17 protein-coding genes are annotated in these 19,395 nt (G+C 30.9%); 9 read left to right on the top strand and 8 right to left on the bottom strand.

Features of this window, described 5'->3' with window-relative positions:
- The first annotated feature begins 56 nt into the window (after positions 1–56).
- From Z053_RS0104440 to Z053_RS0104450, 3 genes are all read left to right on the top strand, one after another.
- A complete protein-coding gene (locus tag Z053_RS0104440) occupies positions 57–407 on the top strand; it encodes a hypothetical protein (protein WP_025663834.1) in 351 nt (116 codons plus the stop codon).
- A 185-nt stretch (positions 408–592) separates the two neighbouring features.
- Entirely contained in the window at positions 593–1,153 is a 561-nt protein-coding gene (locus Z053_RS0104445; protein ID WP_025663835.1) for a TVP38/TMEM64 family protein, read from the top strand.
- The gene (locus Z053_RS0104450) at positions 1,111–1,716 is read left to right on the top strand and encodes a class I SAM-dependent methyltransferase (protein ID WP_025663836.1); all 606 of its coding nucleotides are present in this window, start codon (positions 1,111–1,113) and stop codon (positions 1,714–1,716) included. The genes Z053_RS0104445 and Z053_RS0104450 overlap by 43 nt, the downstream gene beginning before the upstream one ends.
- A gap of 66 nt (positions 1,717–1,782) precedes the next feature.
- Here the strand turns inward: Z053_RS0104450 and Z053_RS0104455 are convergent, their stop codons facing one another.
- Together Z053_RS0104455 and Z053_RS0104460 are read right to left on the bottom strand one after the other, a co-directional pair.
- The gene (locus Z053_RS0104455; RefSeq protein WP_025663837.1) at positions 1,783–2,496 is read right to left on the bottom strand and encodes a LytR/AlgR family response regulator transcription factor; all 714 of its coding nucleotides are present in this window, start codon (positions 2,494–2,496) and stop codon (positions 1,783–1,785) included.
- A complete protein-coding gene (locus Z053_RS0104460; RefSeq protein WP_025663838.1) occupies positions 2,493–3,620 on the bottom strand; it encodes a sensor histidine kinase in 1,128 nt (375 codons plus the stop codon). Before Z053_RS0104460 ends, Z053_RS0104455 begins: the two co-directional genes overlap by 4 nt.
- A 211-nt stretch (positions 3,621–3,831) precedes the next feature.
- Here Z053_RS0104460 and Z053_RS0104465 point away from each other — a divergent pair, with 211 nt between their 5' ends.
- From Z053_RS0104465 to Z053_RS27880, 4 genes are all read left to right on the top strand, one after another.
- Positions 3,832–4,719 (top strand): ABC transporter ATP-binding protein, encoded by an 888-nt coding sequence (locus Z053_RS0104465; RefSeq protein WP_025663839.1) that lies wholly within the window; start codon positions 3,832–3,834, stop codon positions 4,717–4,719.
- A gap of 3 nt (positions 4,720–4,722) precedes the next feature.
- Entirely contained in the window at positions 4,723–8,298 is a 3,576-nt protein-coding gene (locus Z053_RS0104470; RefSeq protein ID WP_025663840.1) for a M1 family aminopeptidase, read from the top strand.
- Between the two features lie 83 nt (positions 8,299–8,381).
- A complete protein-coding gene (locus Z053_RS0104475) occupies positions 8,382–8,951 on the top strand; it encodes a hypothetical protein (protein WP_025663841.1) in 570 nt (189 codons plus the stop codon).
- A 26-nt stretch (positions 8,952–8,977) separates the two neighbouring features.
- Complete coding sequence (locus Z053_RS27880; RefSeq protein ID WP_035094981.1) at positions 8,978–9,388, top strand: Lrp/AsnC family transcriptional regulator; 411 nt, start codon at positions 8,978–8,980, stop codon at positions 9,386–9,388.
- Here Z053_RS27880 and Z053_RS27885 read toward each other — a convergent pair.
- Both Z053_RS27885 and Z053_RS0104485 read right to left on the bottom strand, forming a co-directional pair.
- On the bottom strand, positions 9,385–9,711 hold the full coding sequence (locus Z053_RS27885; protein ID WP_035094984.1) for a hypothetical protein: 327 nt from the start codon (positions 9,709–9,711) through the stop codon (positions 9,385–9,387). The two genes, Z053_RS27880 and Z053_RS27885, sit on opposite strands and share 4 nt — an antisense overlap.
- A gap of 114 nt (positions 9,712–9,825) precedes the next feature.
- The gene (locus Z053_RS0104485) at positions 9,826–11,097 is read right to left on the bottom strand and encodes a hypothetical protein (protein WP_025663842.1); all 1,272 of its coding nucleotides are present in this window, start codon (positions 11,095–11,097) and stop codon (positions 9,826–9,828) included.
- 121 nt (positions 11,098–11,218) lie between these two features.
- On the opposite strand from Z053_RS0104485, the gene Z053_RS0104490 reads away from it, so the two are divergent.
- Complete coding sequence (locus tag Z053_RS0104490) at positions 11,219–12,325, top strand: LamG domain-containing protein (protein ID WP_025663843.1); 1,107 nt, start codon at positions 11,219–11,221, stop codon at positions 12,323–12,325.
- 71 nt (positions 12,326–12,396) lie between these two features.
- Here the strand turns inward: Z053_RS0104490 and Z053_RS0104495 are convergent, their stop codons facing one another.
- Genes Z053_RS0104495 through Z053_RS0104510 form a run of 4 tightly spaced genes read right to left on the bottom strand, consistent with a single transcriptional unit; the run spans position 12,397 to position 18,541 of the window.
- The gene (locus Z053_RS0104495) at positions 12,397–13,086 is read right to left on the bottom strand and encodes a LytR/AlgR family response regulator transcription factor (protein WP_025663844.1); all 690 of its coding nucleotides are present in this window, start codon (positions 13,084–13,086) and stop codon (positions 12,397–12,399) included.
- On the bottom strand, positions 13,083–14,072 hold the full coding sequence (locus Z053_RS27890) for a sensor histidine kinase (protein WP_025663845.1): 990 nt from the start codon (positions 14,070–14,072) through the stop codon (positions 13,083–13,085). Before Z053_RS27890 ends, Z053_RS0104495 begins: the two co-directional genes overlap by 4 nt.
- Positions 14,073–14,084: 12 nt before the next feature.
- Positions 14,085–17,654 (bottom strand): ABC transporter permease/M1 family aminopeptidase, encoded by a 3,570-nt coding sequence (locus tag Z053_RS0104505; RefSeq protein ID WP_025663846.1) that lies wholly within the window; start codon positions 17,652–17,654, stop codon positions 14,085–14,087.
- A gap of 2 nt (positions 17,655–17,656) precedes the next feature.
- A complete protein-coding gene (locus Z053_RS0104510; protein WP_025663847.1) occupies positions 17,657–18,541 on the bottom strand; it encodes an ABC transporter ATP-binding protein in 885 nt (294 codons plus the stop codon).
- Positions 18,542–18,843: 302 nt separating this feature from the next.
- Between Z053_RS0104510 and Z053_RS0104515 the strand changes: the two genes are divergently transcribed.
- A complete protein-coding gene (locus Z053_RS0104515) occupies positions 18,844–19,344 on the top strand; it encodes an RNA polymerase sigma factor (RefSeq protein ID WP_025663848.1) in 501 nt (166 codons plus the stop codon).
- Positions 19,345–19,395: the final 51 nt, after the last annotated feature.

Genomic DNA, 19,395 nt, shown 5'->3' on the forward strand with positions numbered 1-19,395 from the left:
TGATTATTAAAAATATGTTTGTATATTCGTAGCATACAAATTCAAATCATCGAACTATGAAACTTTTATTTGCAACAGTACTATTTTGCGTATCTATAGGAAATGCAACTCCTTCTAAAACAGAGCCTACTACTGATAAAAAAGAAAAAACAGAGCGTAAGAAAGAAGTTGATGAGAAGACATCAAAAAATAAAAATGTCCATTCTCTGAAAAAATGGAAAATGACGATTGAATATGTTAATGGTAATACAATATCGAAGACGATTGTGGTGAGTAAAAACTCACGCCTAAGTGCATTACAAACTGCTTTTGAAGAAGCAGATAAGCACCTAAAGAATATAAAAAATGTAAAAGATTATAGTATCTCTCCTGTAACGAGTTCTTATGTGCTCTTAGCAGGTGATTAAGAATTAATCAGTAACCCCTGAACTTACCTATTTTGATAAAAAAAGAAGCCACATTTTGTGGCTTCTTTTTTTTATGAACTCTACAGTATACCTGTATTTGCAACACGAAATAAGATTTTTTTATACATAAGCGATTTAATGTGTAACTATTTTTGAACATATTCGTCATATTTTAAACGACCAAAATGTCATCAAAACTTCAACACATAATAAAGTATACCTGGATAGGTCTCGTTGCCTTGTGTTTGTTGATATATTTTATTTATCCGACCCTGTTTACAAAAGAAAAAATTGCTTCTTTTGTAGGGCAGTTTCATAGATACGCTTGGATGGCTTATTTCCTAATACATGTGATAAGAGGTTTCATTTTGTTACCCAGTACACCTTTAATTTTTGCAGGTGTGTTATTGTTTCCTAATAATTTAGTTTGGGTACTCATTATTTCTTTAATAGGAATTCTTGCATCATCATTATTAATCTACTTTTTTTCGAATACATTAGGTTTTTCTAAGATATTTGAAAAAAATAATACCAAGTTTAATGTTATAGAGAATAAGTTATTGGGCAAAAATGGGTATTTATATATTATCCTTTGGTCTTTTATACCGGTAGTACCTACAGATTTAATTTGTTATCTATCTGGTGCAATTAAAATTAAAATCCCTGTATTTATAGCTTCTATTTTATTGGGAGAATTAGTTTTATGTTCAATTTATATCTTTGGAAGCGCATTCATCATCAATTAAAAATCAATCATAATCAAAAAATCATGTCAAACCTTTTCACAATTACTGCTTTAAAAAACCTAAAACAAACAGGGAGTTTATTTCGAAGTTCTAAAACATTAGCAAATAAACTTATTGAACCTTTGGATAGGAATAAAGATTTGGTAGTGATTGAGTTAGGTGCTGGAGATGGAATTATAACAAAACAAATTTTAAATAGAATAGGATTGAATTCTTATTTACATTCCTTTGAAATAAACCTTTCGTTTGTACCTATATTAAAGACTATAAATGATGAGCGCTTAACTATACATAATACATGTGTATCTAATTTAGCTACTATTTTTTCTGAAAACAAAGTGGATTTTGTAGTGTCTTGTTTGCCTTTAGCAAATATTGAACACACATTTAAAAAACAATTAATTGAAGATGTAAAATTTATACTTAAAGATAGCGGAAGCCTAATTCAGTATCAATATTCTAAAAAAGATTTAGAGTTCTTAAAAAATAATTTTACAGACACAAGCACAACACTTTGTATTAAAAATATTCCGCCAGCGTTTATTTATAATTGCAAAAACTAAATACCATTAGTTTTTTAGTGTAATACATATTATACTCTAATCATATTTCAAAAAAACAATACATTTCTATCCATTAGAACTATAGAGTTTATATATACTACTCTTATAGGTTTGACCTACAGGTATTTTGTGTGTATCGATCAAGATTCTATTTCCTTCGATAGTTTTTATTTTATCGATAGCAACAATAAAAGATTTATGAACTCTTATAAAATTGTCTTTTAACAAAAGCTCTTCTAAAGATGATATTTTTTCATGGCTCACAATCATATCATCATCATTAAGGTAGAGTTTGGTATAATTTCCATATGCTTCAATAAACAAAATTGTTTCTGTAGCTATTTGGTGGTATTTTTTATCGCCCTTAATAAAGAAACGACTTTGTTTTGCAATAGGGGATGGTGCCGTAGTGGTTGTATTATTTTTTACAACAGTATTAATCGTTTTATTAATAGCTTTTACAAACCGTTCAAAAGAAAAAGGCTTTAATAAATAATCTGTGATATCTAGTTCATATCCTTCGATAGCAAACTCTTTATATGCTGTTGTAACAATAATTTTAGGGGGATTAGATAGTGTTTTTAAGAACTCAAAACCCGATAATTTTGGCATATTAACATCCAAAAACATAAGATCTACTTGTTCTTTATTAAGCATTTGCATAGCCTCGAAAGCATCATAACAATTACCTGCTTTTTCTAAATGCGGTAAATTATTGCAATACCCCTCGATAATACGATGTGCAATAGGTTCGTCGTCTATAATAATATATCGTATCATTGTGTGTCTATCTCTAACGTTGTTTTGTAAATGGTTTTATTTTTTTTGATAAGTAGTTTATGTTTTTGAGGATAAATAAGTTTTAATCTGTCTTTTAAATTATCCAATCCAATCCCATGTTGACCGGTTTCTTTTGGTTCTTCATAATTATTTTCGATACAAAATTTAATGGTATCGTTTTCTGTTGTTAAATTAATATGAATATAAGCATCTTTTGTTAATCGTTCTACGCCATGCTTAAACGCATTTTCTAGCAAAATGATAAATAACAAAGGTGCAACCTTATCATCTTTATCATAAGTATAATCAAATGTTATAACCACTTTTTTTTGATACCGTATTTTATGTAATTCTATATAGTTCTCTAAATATTTGATTTCATCTTTTAATAATACAACATCTTGTTTACCTTCATAAATAGTATATCGCATCATATCGGATAGTTTTAGAACTACTTCTGGAGCACTATCAGATTTTTCGACTGTTAAGCCATATAAATTATTTAATGTATTAAAAAAGAAATGTGGATTTACCTGGCTTTTTAATAAAGCCAACTCGGCTTTCCCTTTTTCTGCTTTTAATGTCTTTAGCCATTTCCATTGTTCAAATAACCAAAGCATGATTAGAATGGGTATTGGTAATGTAAGAATAATGAATGCAATATCTTTTTCATCATTTAAATAAGTGTCTAAGTTTTTAGAAAACAAGCGAACATAAAAGAAATAGGATATTGCGATGGTATAGATTACTAGAATGAGCAGCTTATACTTTTTAAAAAATGAAGAAAATAACACATAAAAAACACCTAACCAGAACAATGTAATTAGAAATATAACAATAGGGTTATCTGGGATTTTCCAATAACTATCTACCGTAATGGCTACTATGAGTAAAAGTATTAGTCCAAGTATTTTATATACTACAATTTTATTTTTTTTGAAATACCTGAATTTATAAATAGGAAGTGAGGCAACAAGCCACCAAAATGTAAAAATAACAATAACTTCTATATGATTATCTTCTGGAATTTTGATGAACTCTATATGCTCTAAATACAGTATTGTAAAGAAGACCACAAAAAAACCAATTACAAAAGCTTTATATTTTTTTAGAAATGTAATCATATCTACAAAAATACAGATGTTATAGTGTCTTGACAATAAATTTGATGAACGATACTTTTTTTTGCATATACACCTTTCTTTTTTATATCAATCCTACTTTGTATCTATTATAGATGTTTGTATCGATTTTTTTAGTGTAGTGGTCATAAAAGTTGGTTAGTGATCTCATTTCCGAATAGGTTCGTATTAGAAATCATTAATTAATCAAACCATGAACAGATTACATATTCAAAATTTATCTAAAACGTATCCTAATGGAGTAAGAGCTCTGGATAATGTTTCTCTTACCATTACCAATGGTATGTTTGGCCTATTAGGGCCCAATGGAGCAGGAAAATCATCTTTAATGAGAACAATTGCTTCATTACAGGAACCTACATCGGGTAAAATAACCTTTAATGACAAAGATATTGTTAACCACCCTCAGGAAATTAGAAATCATTTAGGGTATTTACCTCAAGAGTTTGGAGTGTATCCTAAGATTAGTGCTCAAAATCTACTTCATCATATTGCTATTTTAAAAGGAATATCTAATAAAAACGAATGTAAAGATCAGGTAGAAGCGCTATTACAACAAACAAACTTATATCAACATCGTAAAAAAGCTGTACATACATTTTCTGGTGGTATGCGGCAACGTTTTGGAGTAGCTCAAGCGTTATTGGGTAATCCACAACTTATTATTGTAGACGAGCCTACTGCAGGATTAGACCCTGAGGAACGTAACCGATTTTTGAATTTATTAAGCGAGATAGGAGAGAATGTGATTGTTATTCTATCGACTCATATTGTAGAAGATGTTCGCGATTTATGTGCAAATATGGCTATTATGGGAGAAGGAAAAATTATAAAACAAGGCAATCCCATAGAGCTTACCAAAGCCTTGGCTGGAAATGTCTGGACAAAAACCATTACAAAGGAAGAACTTCAATTTTATAAAGAGCAGTTTAATATAATCTCCACACGACTAGTTTCGGGGAAAACACAGATTCAGGTTTTTGCCGAGACCATTCCCGAAAACGGATTTGAAACTATGCAACCAGATCTGGAAAGCGTGTACTTCTCTACATTATTTAATAATCAACCTATAAACAGCTAAGCTATGATATCTTCTTTATTACGTTTTGAAGCCAGCTACCAACTCAAACAAAAGGCATTTATTGGTTTCATCATTATTTTCCTTCTTTTTGGATTTATGTTGGGAAGTCAGGGTTCTTCTTTGGCTAAAGTAAATTTTAATTCTGGATACCAGATTAGTTATAACATTGCCGTATTATCACTTGGGTGTATGTTTGCAATTATGTTTTTTGCCATTAGTGGAATGCTAAGAGATAAGCAATATCGAATGGAAACTATAATCTATAGCACACCAATAAAGAAATCTCATTTTTTTCTTAGTCGATTTCTTGGAGTATTTGTATTTAGTTTGCTTGTTTTTTCGATGACTTTAGTCGGTTTTGCTTTGGGAACATTTATGCCTAACTTAGATCCAGAACGACTGGGATCTTTTCAGGTGACTCATTATTTGTCGACATGGTTGCTCATAGTTATACCTAATGTTTTTATTTGTACCGCATTTGTTTTTTCGGTTAGCGCATTTAGCAAAAATAATATCGCTACATATATTAGTGCAATTCTAATATATGCACTATACTGGATTTGCTCTATCTTTTTTAACTCCCCCTTGTTGGTCAATGCAACACCTGCTTCTCCAGAAAATTTGATTATAGCTGCATTAGCAGATCCGTTTGGACTTTCTGCCTTTTTTGAGCAAACTCAATACTGGACTCCTTTTGAAAAAAATACACGATTACTTTCTTTTTCTGGTAATTTTCTATGGAACAGAGTGCTCTGGATTTCAATATCACTACTAGTTTTAAAAATAACGTACACCTATTTTTCATTTAAGAAATTAAAACAAAAAAGTAAAAGAGTAGCAATTATAGAAGAAAAAGAAATAGTAAAAAAAGCATATTACCCCATTACTACTATAACAACTACGGTAAGAACACATATAGCAAGTTTTAAATCTTTATTAAGAATCGAACTTACCAATGTATTTAAGAGTTTACCCTTTATAGCTATTATACTAATTTGGATTGTTATTGTTGTTACCGAAATTTATACAAGAGTTAATCAAGGTGGGGCATATAATGATAGTTTATATCCAACAACAGATTTACTCATTTGGTTAATTAAAGATCCGTTACCATTTTTGGGGTTATTTCTAATTGTATTTTATAGTGGCGAATTAGTTTGGCGCGAACGTAGCTTGCAATTTGACGGTATAATTGATGCTACCCCAGCTTCGAATATGGTATTTTTTTTATCAAAAGCCATAACACTTATTCTATTGCCAATTATATTGATCACAATAAGTATTCTTATCGCTATTGGGATTCAAATTACAAAAGGCTATTATATTTTTGAAATTTGGCAATACCTCTCTATGTTTTATTACCTGGGGATGAGTTTTCTCTTTTACATTTTATTAGCCTTATTTATTCAAAGTTTATCTCCCAGTAAATATGCAGGTATAGCAATTACAGGATTGATTATTATCTTTTTTGGAAGCTCTATGGCTTCATTTATAGGAATTGAACATTCATTACTTCGAATAGGGAGTTTGCCTACTACAAAATATACAAATATGACAGGTTATGGGGATTATACTAAACCTTTTCATTATTATGCTGTTTATTGGACTGCATTAGGTTTAGTGCTCACAGTGTTATCTTTTAAATTATGGCAACGAGGTACAATACACAAGTTTCTTTTCAGATTAAAACAACTTCGATATCATTGGAAAAAATGGGAACTTACTACACTTGTCTTTTTTGGAATACTTTTTATGGCCTCAGGAGCAACTATTTATTATAATAAAAATGTGATAAATGAGTATATTACAGTAGGTGATACCTTAGATTTTTGCGAGGCATACGAAAAAAAATATAAAAAATATGATGTCCCCAGACAACTCGTTCCTGTAGCAATAAAAACCAAAATGGATATATATCCAGATGAGAACTTCTATACTATTAAAGCTGATTATATTCTCGAAAATAGAGGAAAAGATAGTTTACGAGAAATCTTTATTTCAGAGAGGGTTCCGGTTACTAATATGTCTATAGAAAATGCAATATTAGAAAAACACGATAGTGTTTATGATATTCGAATTTTTAAATTCGAAGAACCTCTGGCTCCAGGAGAACAAATAAAATATACCTATGAATTAACTTATCAAAAAAAAGGGTTTGAAACCAGTAATATTTTGGTCAATAACGGATCATTTATACAGCATAGTAATTTTGAACCAATTTTGGGGTACACTACGAGTTTTGAAATCACAGATTCGTTCGAAAGAGAAAAACGTGGGTTACCAAAACAAATAGAGGATGAAAACAATGCTAGCCATTTTAGTGCTGTTGATGTTTCACATGTTAAATTACCATATGAAACTGTTGTGTCTACACAAAAAGATCAGACCGCTATAGCAACAGGAGAATTAATAAAAACCTGGGAAGAAAACGATAGAAACTTTTACCATTATAAATCGTCTCATGATATTATTCCCTTTTTAGCTTACTATTCGGGAGCCTATAAGATCGAAAAAGAAAACTATAAGGGAGTAGAAATCGAACAATATTATCATCCTGGACATGAGTATAATATCAATACTATTTCAGAAAGTACTAAACAAACTTTAGACTATTGTCAAAAACACTTTACAGATTATAAGTTTGATCATATACGAATTGCAGAAATACCAGGGCATTGGCGATTTGGAGGACAAGCACAACCAGGAACTATTGCAATGGTAGAGAATCGATTATACCTTACAGATAATCGTAATACAGACAATTTTGATCTTGTAGCCAAACGAACTATTCATGAAGTTGCACACCAATGGTGGGGCCATATACTTACTCCTAAAAATGTAGATGGAGGAGGATTAATCACAGAAGGGTTAACCAAATATACCGAAGCAGTTATTATGGAAAAATACTATGGTAAAAAAGCAATTTGGCAATTAAGTAAATCTGCTAATACTAGATATTTTACCGGTCGTTCTTATGCTACCGATCCAGAACCTCCTTTATACATTGGAGAAGGACAGTCTTATTTGCTTTATGGAAAAAGCTATGTGTCTCTGTTAGCACTTAGAGATTTGATAGGAGAACAGAATATGAACGAAGCTCTTAGAAAGTTGGCAATCAAATATAAAGATGAAAAGGAATCTAAAGTTACATCAACAGAATTATTAAACGAGTTTTATGCGGTTACCCCAGAGAAGTACCATATTTTGATAGATGATTGGTTTAAACGTATTATTACATATGATTTACAAATTGAAAATGCAAAGGTTATTGTACTTGATACTGGTAAATACGAAGTTACTATAGAGGTTTTGGCAAAACGTTTTGAAACCAAAGAAAATGGAGAAGCGGTAGCAATTTCAATAGATGAACCTATTCAAATTGGGATGTTTTCAAAAGACCCAAGTACGATAGATCACCAGGATGCTATACTATATTTAAAGCCTCATCAGATCAATACAGATCAAATGCAGATTAAACTTATTGTAGATGAGATTCCACAATATATCTCAATTGATCCTTTTGGTACCCGTTTGGATGCAAATAATGTTGATAATACTAAGAAACCCATAGGTATTTAAATGATTAATTTATGATATGGTGAAAAATAATGGGAGTGTAAAAAAAGAATTCATAACTTTCAAAATTCTATTATATTGAATTTATGAAAAAAATACACTTCCTTATTTTTTTATTAGGTTGCTTTACAGCATCCTTCTCTCAGGATATAAATGAAGCTGATCAATTTTGGAACTCATTACAGAATTTATGCGGAAAATCATTTGAAGGCACTCTAGAACTACCCGTAGATGATAAGCAATTTGGCGGTAAACGATTAGTGATGCATGTGCGTTATTGTAGTGATAACGTTATTAAAATACCTTTTTTTGTTGGAGATGATAGATCCAGAACCTGGGTGTTAACGTATAAAAATGATCGTATTACTTTAAAACATGATCATAGACATGAGGATGGCTCTGAGGATAAAATAACACAATATGGTGGCAAGACAACAAATGTTGGGCAGCAAGGTATACAAGTGTTTCCTGCAGATGAAGAAACTAAAAAAATGATCCCGGCAGCTTCTACTAATATTTGGTGGATTACAATTGATGATACAACTTTTACCTATAACTTAAGACGTTTAGGAACTCCTCGTGTTTTTAAAGTTGTAATGGATATCACAAAACCAGTAAAAAACCCAGATGCTCCTTGGGGGTGGGAAGATAATTAATACATTCTTAAATATAGTATTGTATTATGTTGGACAGTGTTGATCATAAAATTATTGATAGACTTAAAGATAATTCGAGAGCATCTTATGTTGAAATTGGTCGACAAATAGGGCTTTCTCCATCTTCAGTTAGGGAGCGTATTCAAAAATTAGAAGACCTTGGCGTAATAAAGGGCTATAGACTAGAGTTGGATAATAAAAAACTAGGCTTTGGTATTGAAGTTCTTATAATGCTCAAATTGTTTAGCGGAAACCTGAATGTGTTTTGTAGCGAATTAGATAAATTTCCAGAAATTGTTGAAGCGCACCGTGTTACAGGTGCACACAATATTTCTATGAAAGTGAAATTAATTGATCAATTACACTTACAACAGTTTATTGATAAACTACTACGATATGGTGATCCTACAACGTATTTAATTTTATCTGATATTTAACTCATTTCACCTTCACCAACGGGTTCATTAGCAGTAGAAATCCTAGAATTATTGAATCCATTATCATTATTGAAATAAACATAGATTGGGCTTTCATTTCTTAGCATATCTATTAAATGTTGTAATTGATCATAATGATAATAAAAGCTATAATATGATCCAGAAACTGTTGCTACTGGTAATACAGCATTAGGATCTTCTCTAAACCAAACAGAACAGGTTTCCCCACCAGCTCCCTTTAAAATTAGATTGGTTTTTCCTAAGCTTCGGGATGACCAATTGTAATATGAATATGTTTTTACTTGAAAAGATGATTGTGCCATAACTTTATAAATTTATTATGACCAAATATACAATGGAAGGTTTTGAGATAAAAGAGTTAAAAGACTGATAGATAATAGTTAAAACCCTGTTTTTTTTAAAATGATACGCAAAATTTAATTTTTTGCATTGAAATCATGATTTATAATAGTTTTTTCATCAGGACTTTCAGTAATATTTAGATGATTAATTTCCCCTGCACCCAAAAACCGGTAACGAATACCTACAAATTTCCCTATGGATTTATTGTATTGTCTCGAGTAAATTTCCTTATCATCAACAAAAACAGTCAATTTTTTTTCTATAATATTGATATCGATAGCTTTGAAATCAGAAAAATCTACCCCAAAAGCAGAAAGATCATGTTCTTTACCTCTTAAGTACACATCATTAAGCATTACATTGATATCTGAAACACATCCCGGAATAGAAAATGGTACTATTAAAGCTCCATTGGTACCTAATATAACTATTCTGAATTTTTGACAAACCGCCCATTTTTCCCTATACAGGTTACGAACAGAAGTTTTGATCCTGATATTATCTCCAGACACAGCCCCAAAATCTTTTACCAAGTGAAAAGTAGAGACTACAGGTTCTGTAGTAGACTTAATTTCATTAATGATAGTATTTGAAAAAGATAATCTATCTCGAAACATATCTGTATTTGAGACATATTTTGGGATAGGCTTATAATCTATAGTGCCCATCCAATTATTTGAGGTAATAAACAAATCATGCTCTTTTATAATTTGCCCATCAACCAGAAGTTTGGCACCAAAATACCCTGGAAAATAATAAATACCAGTAGCTTTCTTTTGTCCTGGTTTTATTTTAATAGTTTTTGTAACATCCCAGAATTGTTGAATGTATATACTATCGGATTTAATCGTATTTAAATCAAAATCAAAGACTACAGAATTTGGTAATCCTCCGGTTATTGGTCTACTACTAAAAATGATTTTTGAGGAATCAATATTGGTTACTTCCTCTTTTTTAGCTCCAATCATAGAATAAAACGAAATAAACACAATAGTCATAATCGAGGCAGAAACCATAATAACGCCTAGATTCTGAGTTATTTTTTTCTCTACCCAAGACGGTTTTTTGACATCTTTTTTATTCTTGAAATCTCTCCAATTCGCATATCCAGCAAATTGTGAAAGTGTGTTTAATGTACTAATACTAGGAGCACTCTTATAATTTACTTTACCCCAAACACGTTTTAGAGTTGTTGGACTTAAGAGAATACCTGTGCTTTGCTGAATACTATCACTCAGTTCGATAAATACATCATTATGCCATTGATCAGAGTTTCCCCACTCGAGTTTCTCCTCGATTTCGAGCAAACACTTTTGTACTAATTTATGTTCTGGATACGTATTCATAATATCAAACAAAAGTCATCAAAAATTACGACTTGAACAACATTGAACCGATTTGCACCAACTTGTTTATACTTTATATACTATACATTAGAACTTTGAATGAAATCAAAAAACGAAACTCATGATTAGATATATTGTATTCTCTATAGTAAGTATTTTTTTTATTCAAAAAGGGAATTCTCAAAATATAATTCCTTTAGATACGATTCATTGGGAAATAAATGCCCAATCTTATGTTTTAGAAAATTATAAAGGAAAAGATGCAATTTATATTCAGCGTGGCTTAGCATTTTTAAAAGATACTAAATTCTTGAATGGTACTATTGAGTTTGATGTATATCTTACTAACCGACAAGGGTTCCCTGGTGTTCGTTTTAGAGCTTCTGATAGAAATAATATGGAATCTTTTTACCTGCGAGCCCATCTTTCGGGTAAACCCGATGCCAATCAAGCTGCTCCTGTTATTAATGGTATAACACCGTGGCAACTTTATTTTGGACCTAAATATTCTTTTGCATATGACTATAATTATGATGATTGGACCCATGTAAAAATAGTAGTGAATGGTCGTAGAGCACAGATATACCTGGACTATTCTGAAACTCCAAACCTATCATGGAATCTGGTTCATGATCCCAAAGAAGGACAGATTGCAATAGGAGGCGGGGGTCCCGCGGCCATGCATTATGCGAATTTCAAAATTGATAAAAGTAAATATGAAATAGTAGATTTTAAGCCTATAAAAAGAAAACCTATTGAAGGATTAATTTCAGAATGGCAAGTGTCTGATATGTTTGAAGAAAAATTAGTAAATAATCCATTGAAGCTAAATGAAGTAATTCAATCTAGAAAATGGGGAAAAACAATCCAGGTAGAAGAAGGTACTGCTGCAAACATTGCGAGAGAAGTAGTTTTGGTTGACGGAACTCCCGGAAATACTGTTTTTGCAAAAATTAAAATTACATCAAACAAAGATCAAATAAAGCTTTTTGAATTTGGATACAGCGATAGAGTAGTAGCTATTTTAAACGGCAAGCCTATTTATAAAGGAACAAATAGGTGGCGTTCTAGAGATTATAGATATTTGGGTACTGTAGGATTGTTTGATGCAATATATCTAAATCTTAAAAAAGGAGAAAACACACTTCTATTGGCCGTTTCTGAAGATTTTGGAGGCTGGTTAGTAACAGGGAAATTTCCCGATCAAAATGGGATTAAAATACAATAAAGCAATCTAGTTATGAAAATTATAATTGTGAATCTTTGATAGAGATGATGTGACCGGATAATAATTAAAATTTAGCTAAGTAAGTTATTAATGTTTGGCTTATATATTTTCCCCACAGGAATTTTATGATCCTTAATTGTTATTCGGTTGCCTTCAATTAATTCTATTTTATTCTTTGCAATAATAAATGATTTGTGCACCTTTATGAAATCTTTTTTAGAAAGTATCTCTTCAAAAGAAGATAAGGTTTGATGCGTAATGATCATTTGATGTTCTAAATATACCTTTACATAATTTCCATAAGCTTCTAAGAATAAAAGATCTTTTAATTTTACCTGATAATGCTTTTTGTTGTCTTTTAAAAAAATACTGGAATCATCGATGTTTTTTACGTTTTGCGAATGTAATGACAATGTTCCCTGCACTTTTTGTATTGCTGTAACAAATCGCTGAAAACTAAATGGTTTTAGTAAATAATCATCAATATTAAGTTCATAACCTTCTAATGCAAACTCTTTATAAGCAGTAGTTACAATAATCTTAGGAGGATTAGATAATGTTTTTAAAAAATCAAAACCTGTAAGTTTAGGCATATTAATATCTAAAAATACTAAATCTACCTGATGCTGATTTAGGTATTCTATAGCCTCAAAAGCATTATAACAATGCTTTTGAAGCGATAAATAGGGTAAATTACTGCTATAATCTTCAATAATATCGTGTGAAGCGGTTTCGTCGTCTATTATTATGTAAGTGATCATGATTTGTATAATTCTAATTCTACAAAATATACTTGATTTTGATTGCTAATCGTCAATTTATGTTTACCGTTTGGGTAAAGTAAATTAAGGCGATCTTGTAAATTTTCTAAACCAATACCTTTGGACTTTACATGTGTTTCGGGATCATAATTATTTTTGATAGTAAATAGTATTTGACTGTCGTTTTCTAGTAGCTCAATGTGTATAAAAGATTGATTTACAAGTTTTTCTACCCCATGTTTAAAGGAATTCTCTAACAAGATAATAAACAATAACGGAGGGATAGGGTAGTCCTTATTAATAATGCTATGTTTAAAATCAATATCGATTGCTTTATGATACCTGGCTGTTTGTAGCTCAATAAAATTGGTTAAATATTTAATTTCTTCTTCAAGATGAACAGCTTCTTCTTTTCCATCATAAATAGTAAATCGCATCATATCTGATAGTTTAAGCACATATTCTTGTGCGGTATCAGGGTCTTTTTTAATTAATGAGTATAAATTATTAAGTGTATTAAAGAAAAAATGAGGGTTTATTTGAGTTTTTAAAAGTTCTAATTCTGCTTTGACTTTATCATTTTTAAGGGTCTGTATTTTTGCCCGCTGTTCAAATGCCCATGAAAAAATGGTATAAAAAATCAATAGTGCTAGTAATATCCCAAATAGATCTGTAAGCCATATATTATGATTAACTACCCAAAAACTTTCTTGATCATCATCTATTCTATTGGCCATATTCATTCCGAAAATCAACAGCCCGATTATAGCTATATATATAATTATTTTTATAGTAGAATTAGGCCAATTTGTTTTTAATTTACCTGTTTTGAATAGATAAAATAATATCATATAAGAAATCACTAAACCGGTAAGAAAGTTTAAAAAAATATGTAATTCACTATTACTATCTTTAAAGATTAAGCTTAATGTAGCCAGAATTACTGCAAGAATGGTTGTAATATAAAATCTCTTTTTTAATGTCATTATTCAAATATATTAAAGATTCACAGAAATTATATTATCAGCCATATTTCTATCTAATCTGGTGTAATATGGATCGATACCGATATAGACTGGTATTTCTTTGGTAATAATTTTAAAAACCATTTCTTTTTTATTGATCTGGTGAGGTTCTAAATAGAGGATATCTTTATCATTATTGACGGCTTCAGGATGTTTTTTAAATATTCCAATTTTAATAGGTTCGTTAATATTGATTGTGATTTCTTTTCCAGTAGTATCCGTTTCAAAGCGTTGCGCTTTTATATCTATGGTAATTTCGTAAGTACCATTATTAAGTTTTTTATAAGAAGTACTCTTAATCCCCAAATCATACGTGATTACACGTTTCATCCAATCATCTATTAAAGTATGATACTCTTTTGGAGTGACTGAATATAACTCTTGAAGAAAATCAGGTGTTGTTGCAATGGGCTTATGGCTGTATTTGTGTATCATATTTTGTAGCGCAATGTTTAGATTGGATTCTCCTATAAGATCTTTTATCGCAGACATAACAGTAGCACCTTTGCTATATCCCAGATATTGTTGTAACTGACTTATGTATAATGGTGGTTCTGTTTCGGTGGTACGAGAACGACCACTAAAATACCTTTTTACTGTATGCTCTGATAGTTGTCTAACCATAGCTTTATCGTATAATTTTTCCATAATTACAGTTTCAGAATATTTGGCTAGAGATTCTGATAGTACCATGAATCCATCAATTCGCTTTGGTGTAAGTAGCCCTCCCCACCATTGATGAGCTATTTCATGAATGATTACTCTAGCAATTACATTAAAGTCTTTTGGATTTGAAACATCTCTTTTAAAAACTTTTTCATTAATACTAATTACACCCGGCATTGCCTGGCCATTGGCTCCACCACCTCCGAATATTAACATTTCACCGATACGAAGATGTTTATGAGGATATTTTCCAAAATTATCGGTTGCATAATCAATAGTTGCTTTAGCCACTTTTATCATTTCTGCTATGTTTCTGTAATGCTCTGGGAGGTAATATAATTCAATTTGGATGCCCTTGTGGTTTGTTTTTTCAATTTTGTAGCGAGCTGAATGATACGCCACCATACTGTTAATTTTACCTTTAGATTTATAATGATAATAATTTCTATTATCCGATTTCCAGTGTCTTATTAAATCACCAGAGCATAGTACAGATTGATCGTTTGATGTAGAGACTACGGCTTCAAAATCTATATTTTCAAAATTAAATTTCCCTCCGATTTGCAAATAATTGTCATTAACTACTGGTTTTTCTTTTACAGGTAATCCTCGTTTCTCCCGTTCATAAACATGATTAATCTCGTATTCGCTTACATAACCCAAATGAGGACTAAATTGGTGACTTTTAATATAAGATCCATTATTTGTAATACTATTATCGATATTAAACCCAGAAGAACTTTTGGTTAAATTATATTTCATTTTTAGGATCGAACCCTGTTGCAATGGAGTATGAAGTTTAAATAAGTAGGTCCCTATGATGGAATCATGAAAAACTTGTGTGCTATTTTCTATAGATAGTTTTTTTAATGGTATCGGTGCAGTAATAAAGATTTCTTTTATCGGTTGAGTATTTGTATTCGTTATCAAACAGGAAGCTTTTACTTCATATTTATGTTTATTTGGAAAAATATCTACTGCTGTTTGTACTGAAACTAATTTTGGTACTACCAGATGATCATATTTTTTATAAGCACGTTCATATTTCTCATTAAAATCATATGCCTCATCTGCTATTTCATATTCATTGATGATGTTGGTATTATAGTAGATATAGCTACCGATAGTTACGAATAGAAAGACAAAGCTTATCAATAGTACTCTTTCTTTTTTATTCCATATCGTTTTAGTGTATGTTTTGATAGTAGAAATGGTTCCTCTTTTCCATAATTTAAAACCGAATAGGGCCGTTACTCCTGCAAAAGTGATCCAATACAAGGATAACCAGTTAAATTTTACAACATATTGTCCGTATCCATTAAAATCAGAATATGCTCTGGCCATACTGGGTAGGTTGTTGAAAAGAACCAAAGGATGTTCTAATCCTATGCTATTGCTTAAGGGACCAAATAATAACATAATACCTCCTGAAATTACCATTCCTAAATACTTGTTAGAAACTATATTTTGAATTAATAATGCAAAAATTGTGTATAATAAAACCTGAAGCCCTCCGAAGTACAACATCGAAAAATAATGAGTTAATCCTAAATCGTAATAACCATTTGAAAGCTGAAATGTTATTGCAACAAATATTGATATTAAAATAAGTAGTATGGGGATTATAGCTATTGTAATATACTTAGAAATAAAAAATGTACTATTTTTTATAGGTGTTGCCTCAATAATCTCATGAAACTTGTTAGATCTTGATTTCCATACCACCTCACCAGTATAAAAAACAATGAGTAGCAATCCCATTATTGGTAAGATTTCATGAATCAAACCTATAAACAGGTCTGTAGTAGGGTAACGATTTCCGTAAATTCCAAAACTGCGTACGCTATTATTAAATGCCAGTACAATCATAGCAATCCATAATAGCATAATGACAAGAAAAGGAATTCCTGTAATTATCATTTTTGTATCTAATACTACAATCGATCTAATGCGTGCTATTCTAGCTGCTAATGTATCTGAAACAGTAGTTACAGGTGTGTAAGTAGAATTACTAGTTGTACCTTCTATAGATATAGCTTGTTTTTTTATTTTTTGATCTAGTTTCCTGAAATGAAATAACCGATATGATATTAGTATAGATGCAAGGCCAAAAAACATCCAAATAATTCTGTTCCATACAAGATGCCCTGATAGTGAAATAAGAGTTTCGTTTTTTTCTATTGGTGTTAAGAACTGAGTTTGTTCAAAAAAAGCACTTAATCCTATTGGATCTACTAAAGACGCAATTTCTAAAACCTCTGGATCAGAAAGTATAGAGCCACCAACAAGAGGAGAATTAATATAGAATCCTGAAATCCAATGAATAATAATAAGCAGGAGTCCGGTGATATACGTCACTATTGCTTTTTGAGATAGAAGCGTCGCCGAGAATAGAAAAGCAGTACAGATAAAAGCATTAGGCACTATAATTGTTAACCAGGGCCATAGATAATGACTTATGTCAAAATGGTGTAATGCCTCTGGATTTAGATTGGCAATGTTTGTTCCAATAAAGACCCCTAATAACGCACTGCTACCAATGAGAAGAGATATCAAAAAGAGGCCTAGAAAACGATTGATTAAAAAGCTATGTTTTTGTATTCCGGTACTAAAAATTATTTCTTTGGTATGAAAAGTTGTATCCCGAAGTAATCCATTTACACAAAAAAATATACTGGCAAATACAACACCTATACTAATAATACCTGATAGAAAACTTAGGTTATAAGCATCGTTATACATGTTGCTAAATTCTAAATATTGAAAAGCTTGTGTAATGGCAAGAACACCATATCCTATAAACAATACTAGAAATAGTATGAAGGAAGTTTGGCGAGTATGATATCGCCATTCGAATTGAAGTAATTTCGTAGTCATGATTAGTATAGTATTGATTGTTTATTAATTGTAGAAAAATAGACATCTTCTAAATCTGGTTTAGAAGCTTTAAATCCTTGTTCTGGCCGATCATTTGCTAATACGCGAAGTTCTATTTTACCACCAAATAATCGAGTTGATAAGACATTAAAGGCATTTTTGAAAGCCAAAACATTTTCTTTGGCGACAACCTTATGCCATATTTTACCTTCTAAGTGAGTAATAAGCTCTGAAGGAATGCCTTGTTTTAGTATCTTCCCTTCTCCCATAATTGCCATATGAGCGCATAGATTTTTAATATCTTCAACAATGTGGGTAGAAAGAATGATAATTCTATGTTCTCCTATTTCACTTAGTAAATTATGAAAACGATTACGTTCCTCTGGATCTAAACCTGCAGTGGGTTCGTCTACAATAATAAGTTTGGGATTGCCTAGCAATGCTTGTGCGATACCAAATCGCTGACGCATACCTCCGGAGAAGGTCTTTACAGACTTTTTACGTGCCGTATATAGATTCGTTTGATGTAATAACCCTTCTATCTGTTCTTTACGTTCTTTGCTATTCAATATGCCTTTTAATATGGCTATATGATCTAATAGTTGAATTGCTGACAATTTGGGATATACCCCAAATTCTTGAGGTAGATATCCTAATTGGTTTCGAATAATTTGTGGTTCTTTACTACTATGTGTATCATTAAATAATATGCTTCCATGAGTAGGCTCTTGTAGTGTAGCTAAAGTACGTATTAGTGAAGATTTTCCTGCCCCATTAGGACCTAATAACCCGAACATACCATTGGTAATCGTTAGGTTGATATCCTGTAATGCTTTTACTCCGTTGGAATAAGTTTTAGATAGATTTTCAATTTTTAAAATATTCATAGGATTCGTTTTAATTGATGGTACGAACCTACTTATAGCATCCATATCTTGCTATTTATTTTGATGAACGTCCTTTAAGTGTTGATGAAAAATCAATATAAAGAGACATCGTTTTATGATTACATGATATTGTATTGTTTTGAAATAAAGATGTTTAATGATATAAAGCATTCAATTAAAAATGAATATAGGTAAGTAATAGGGTATTATTTATATATTAGCCACTATCTATCAAAGTGTAGTTTTTTGATACTGAAGATGTATATTATTAACGATCTAAATACTAGGAGGAAGATAAATTAATGAGATCATCAAAGAAAAAGAGGTTTTCAATTTTATTTGATAAACATTACAAAAAACTCTTCAATTATTCTTTTAAGGTGGTTAAAGAAAGAGATCTTTCTCAAGAATTAGTACAAGAAACATTTATTAAGCTTTGGGAAAAAATAGAGCAAGTTCAATCAAATGATCGTTCGATAGAATCATTTCTTATTGTCACTTTGAAGAATAAGATAATTGATCATAGCAGAAAGCATAAAACCCGGGAAAAACATACCAATTTATATTCACTAAACCGGGATATACAAGAAAACATAGATAATAAATGGGAGCTGTCACAAAAAATAGATAGTATTTATGCTTCACTTCCTCCCAAAACGATAGAAATATTTAGATTATCAAGAGACCAGGGATTTACTTATCAGGAGATTGCTCTACAAAAAAATATTTCTGTAAAAACAGTAGAGCTTCATATTTCCAAGGCTTTAACAGCATTTAGACAAGGGTTACAAGATTATTTATAATTTTTGATAGGGTGTAACTATGCGACCAACGTCTTATAGTAAAATACCTTA

This window comes from Aquimarina megaterium XH134, assembly GCF_000520975.1.
GTDB classification, from domain to species: domain Bacteria; phylum Bacteroidota; class Bacteroidia; order Flavobacteriales; family Flavobacteriaceae; genus Aquimarina; species Aquimarina megaterium.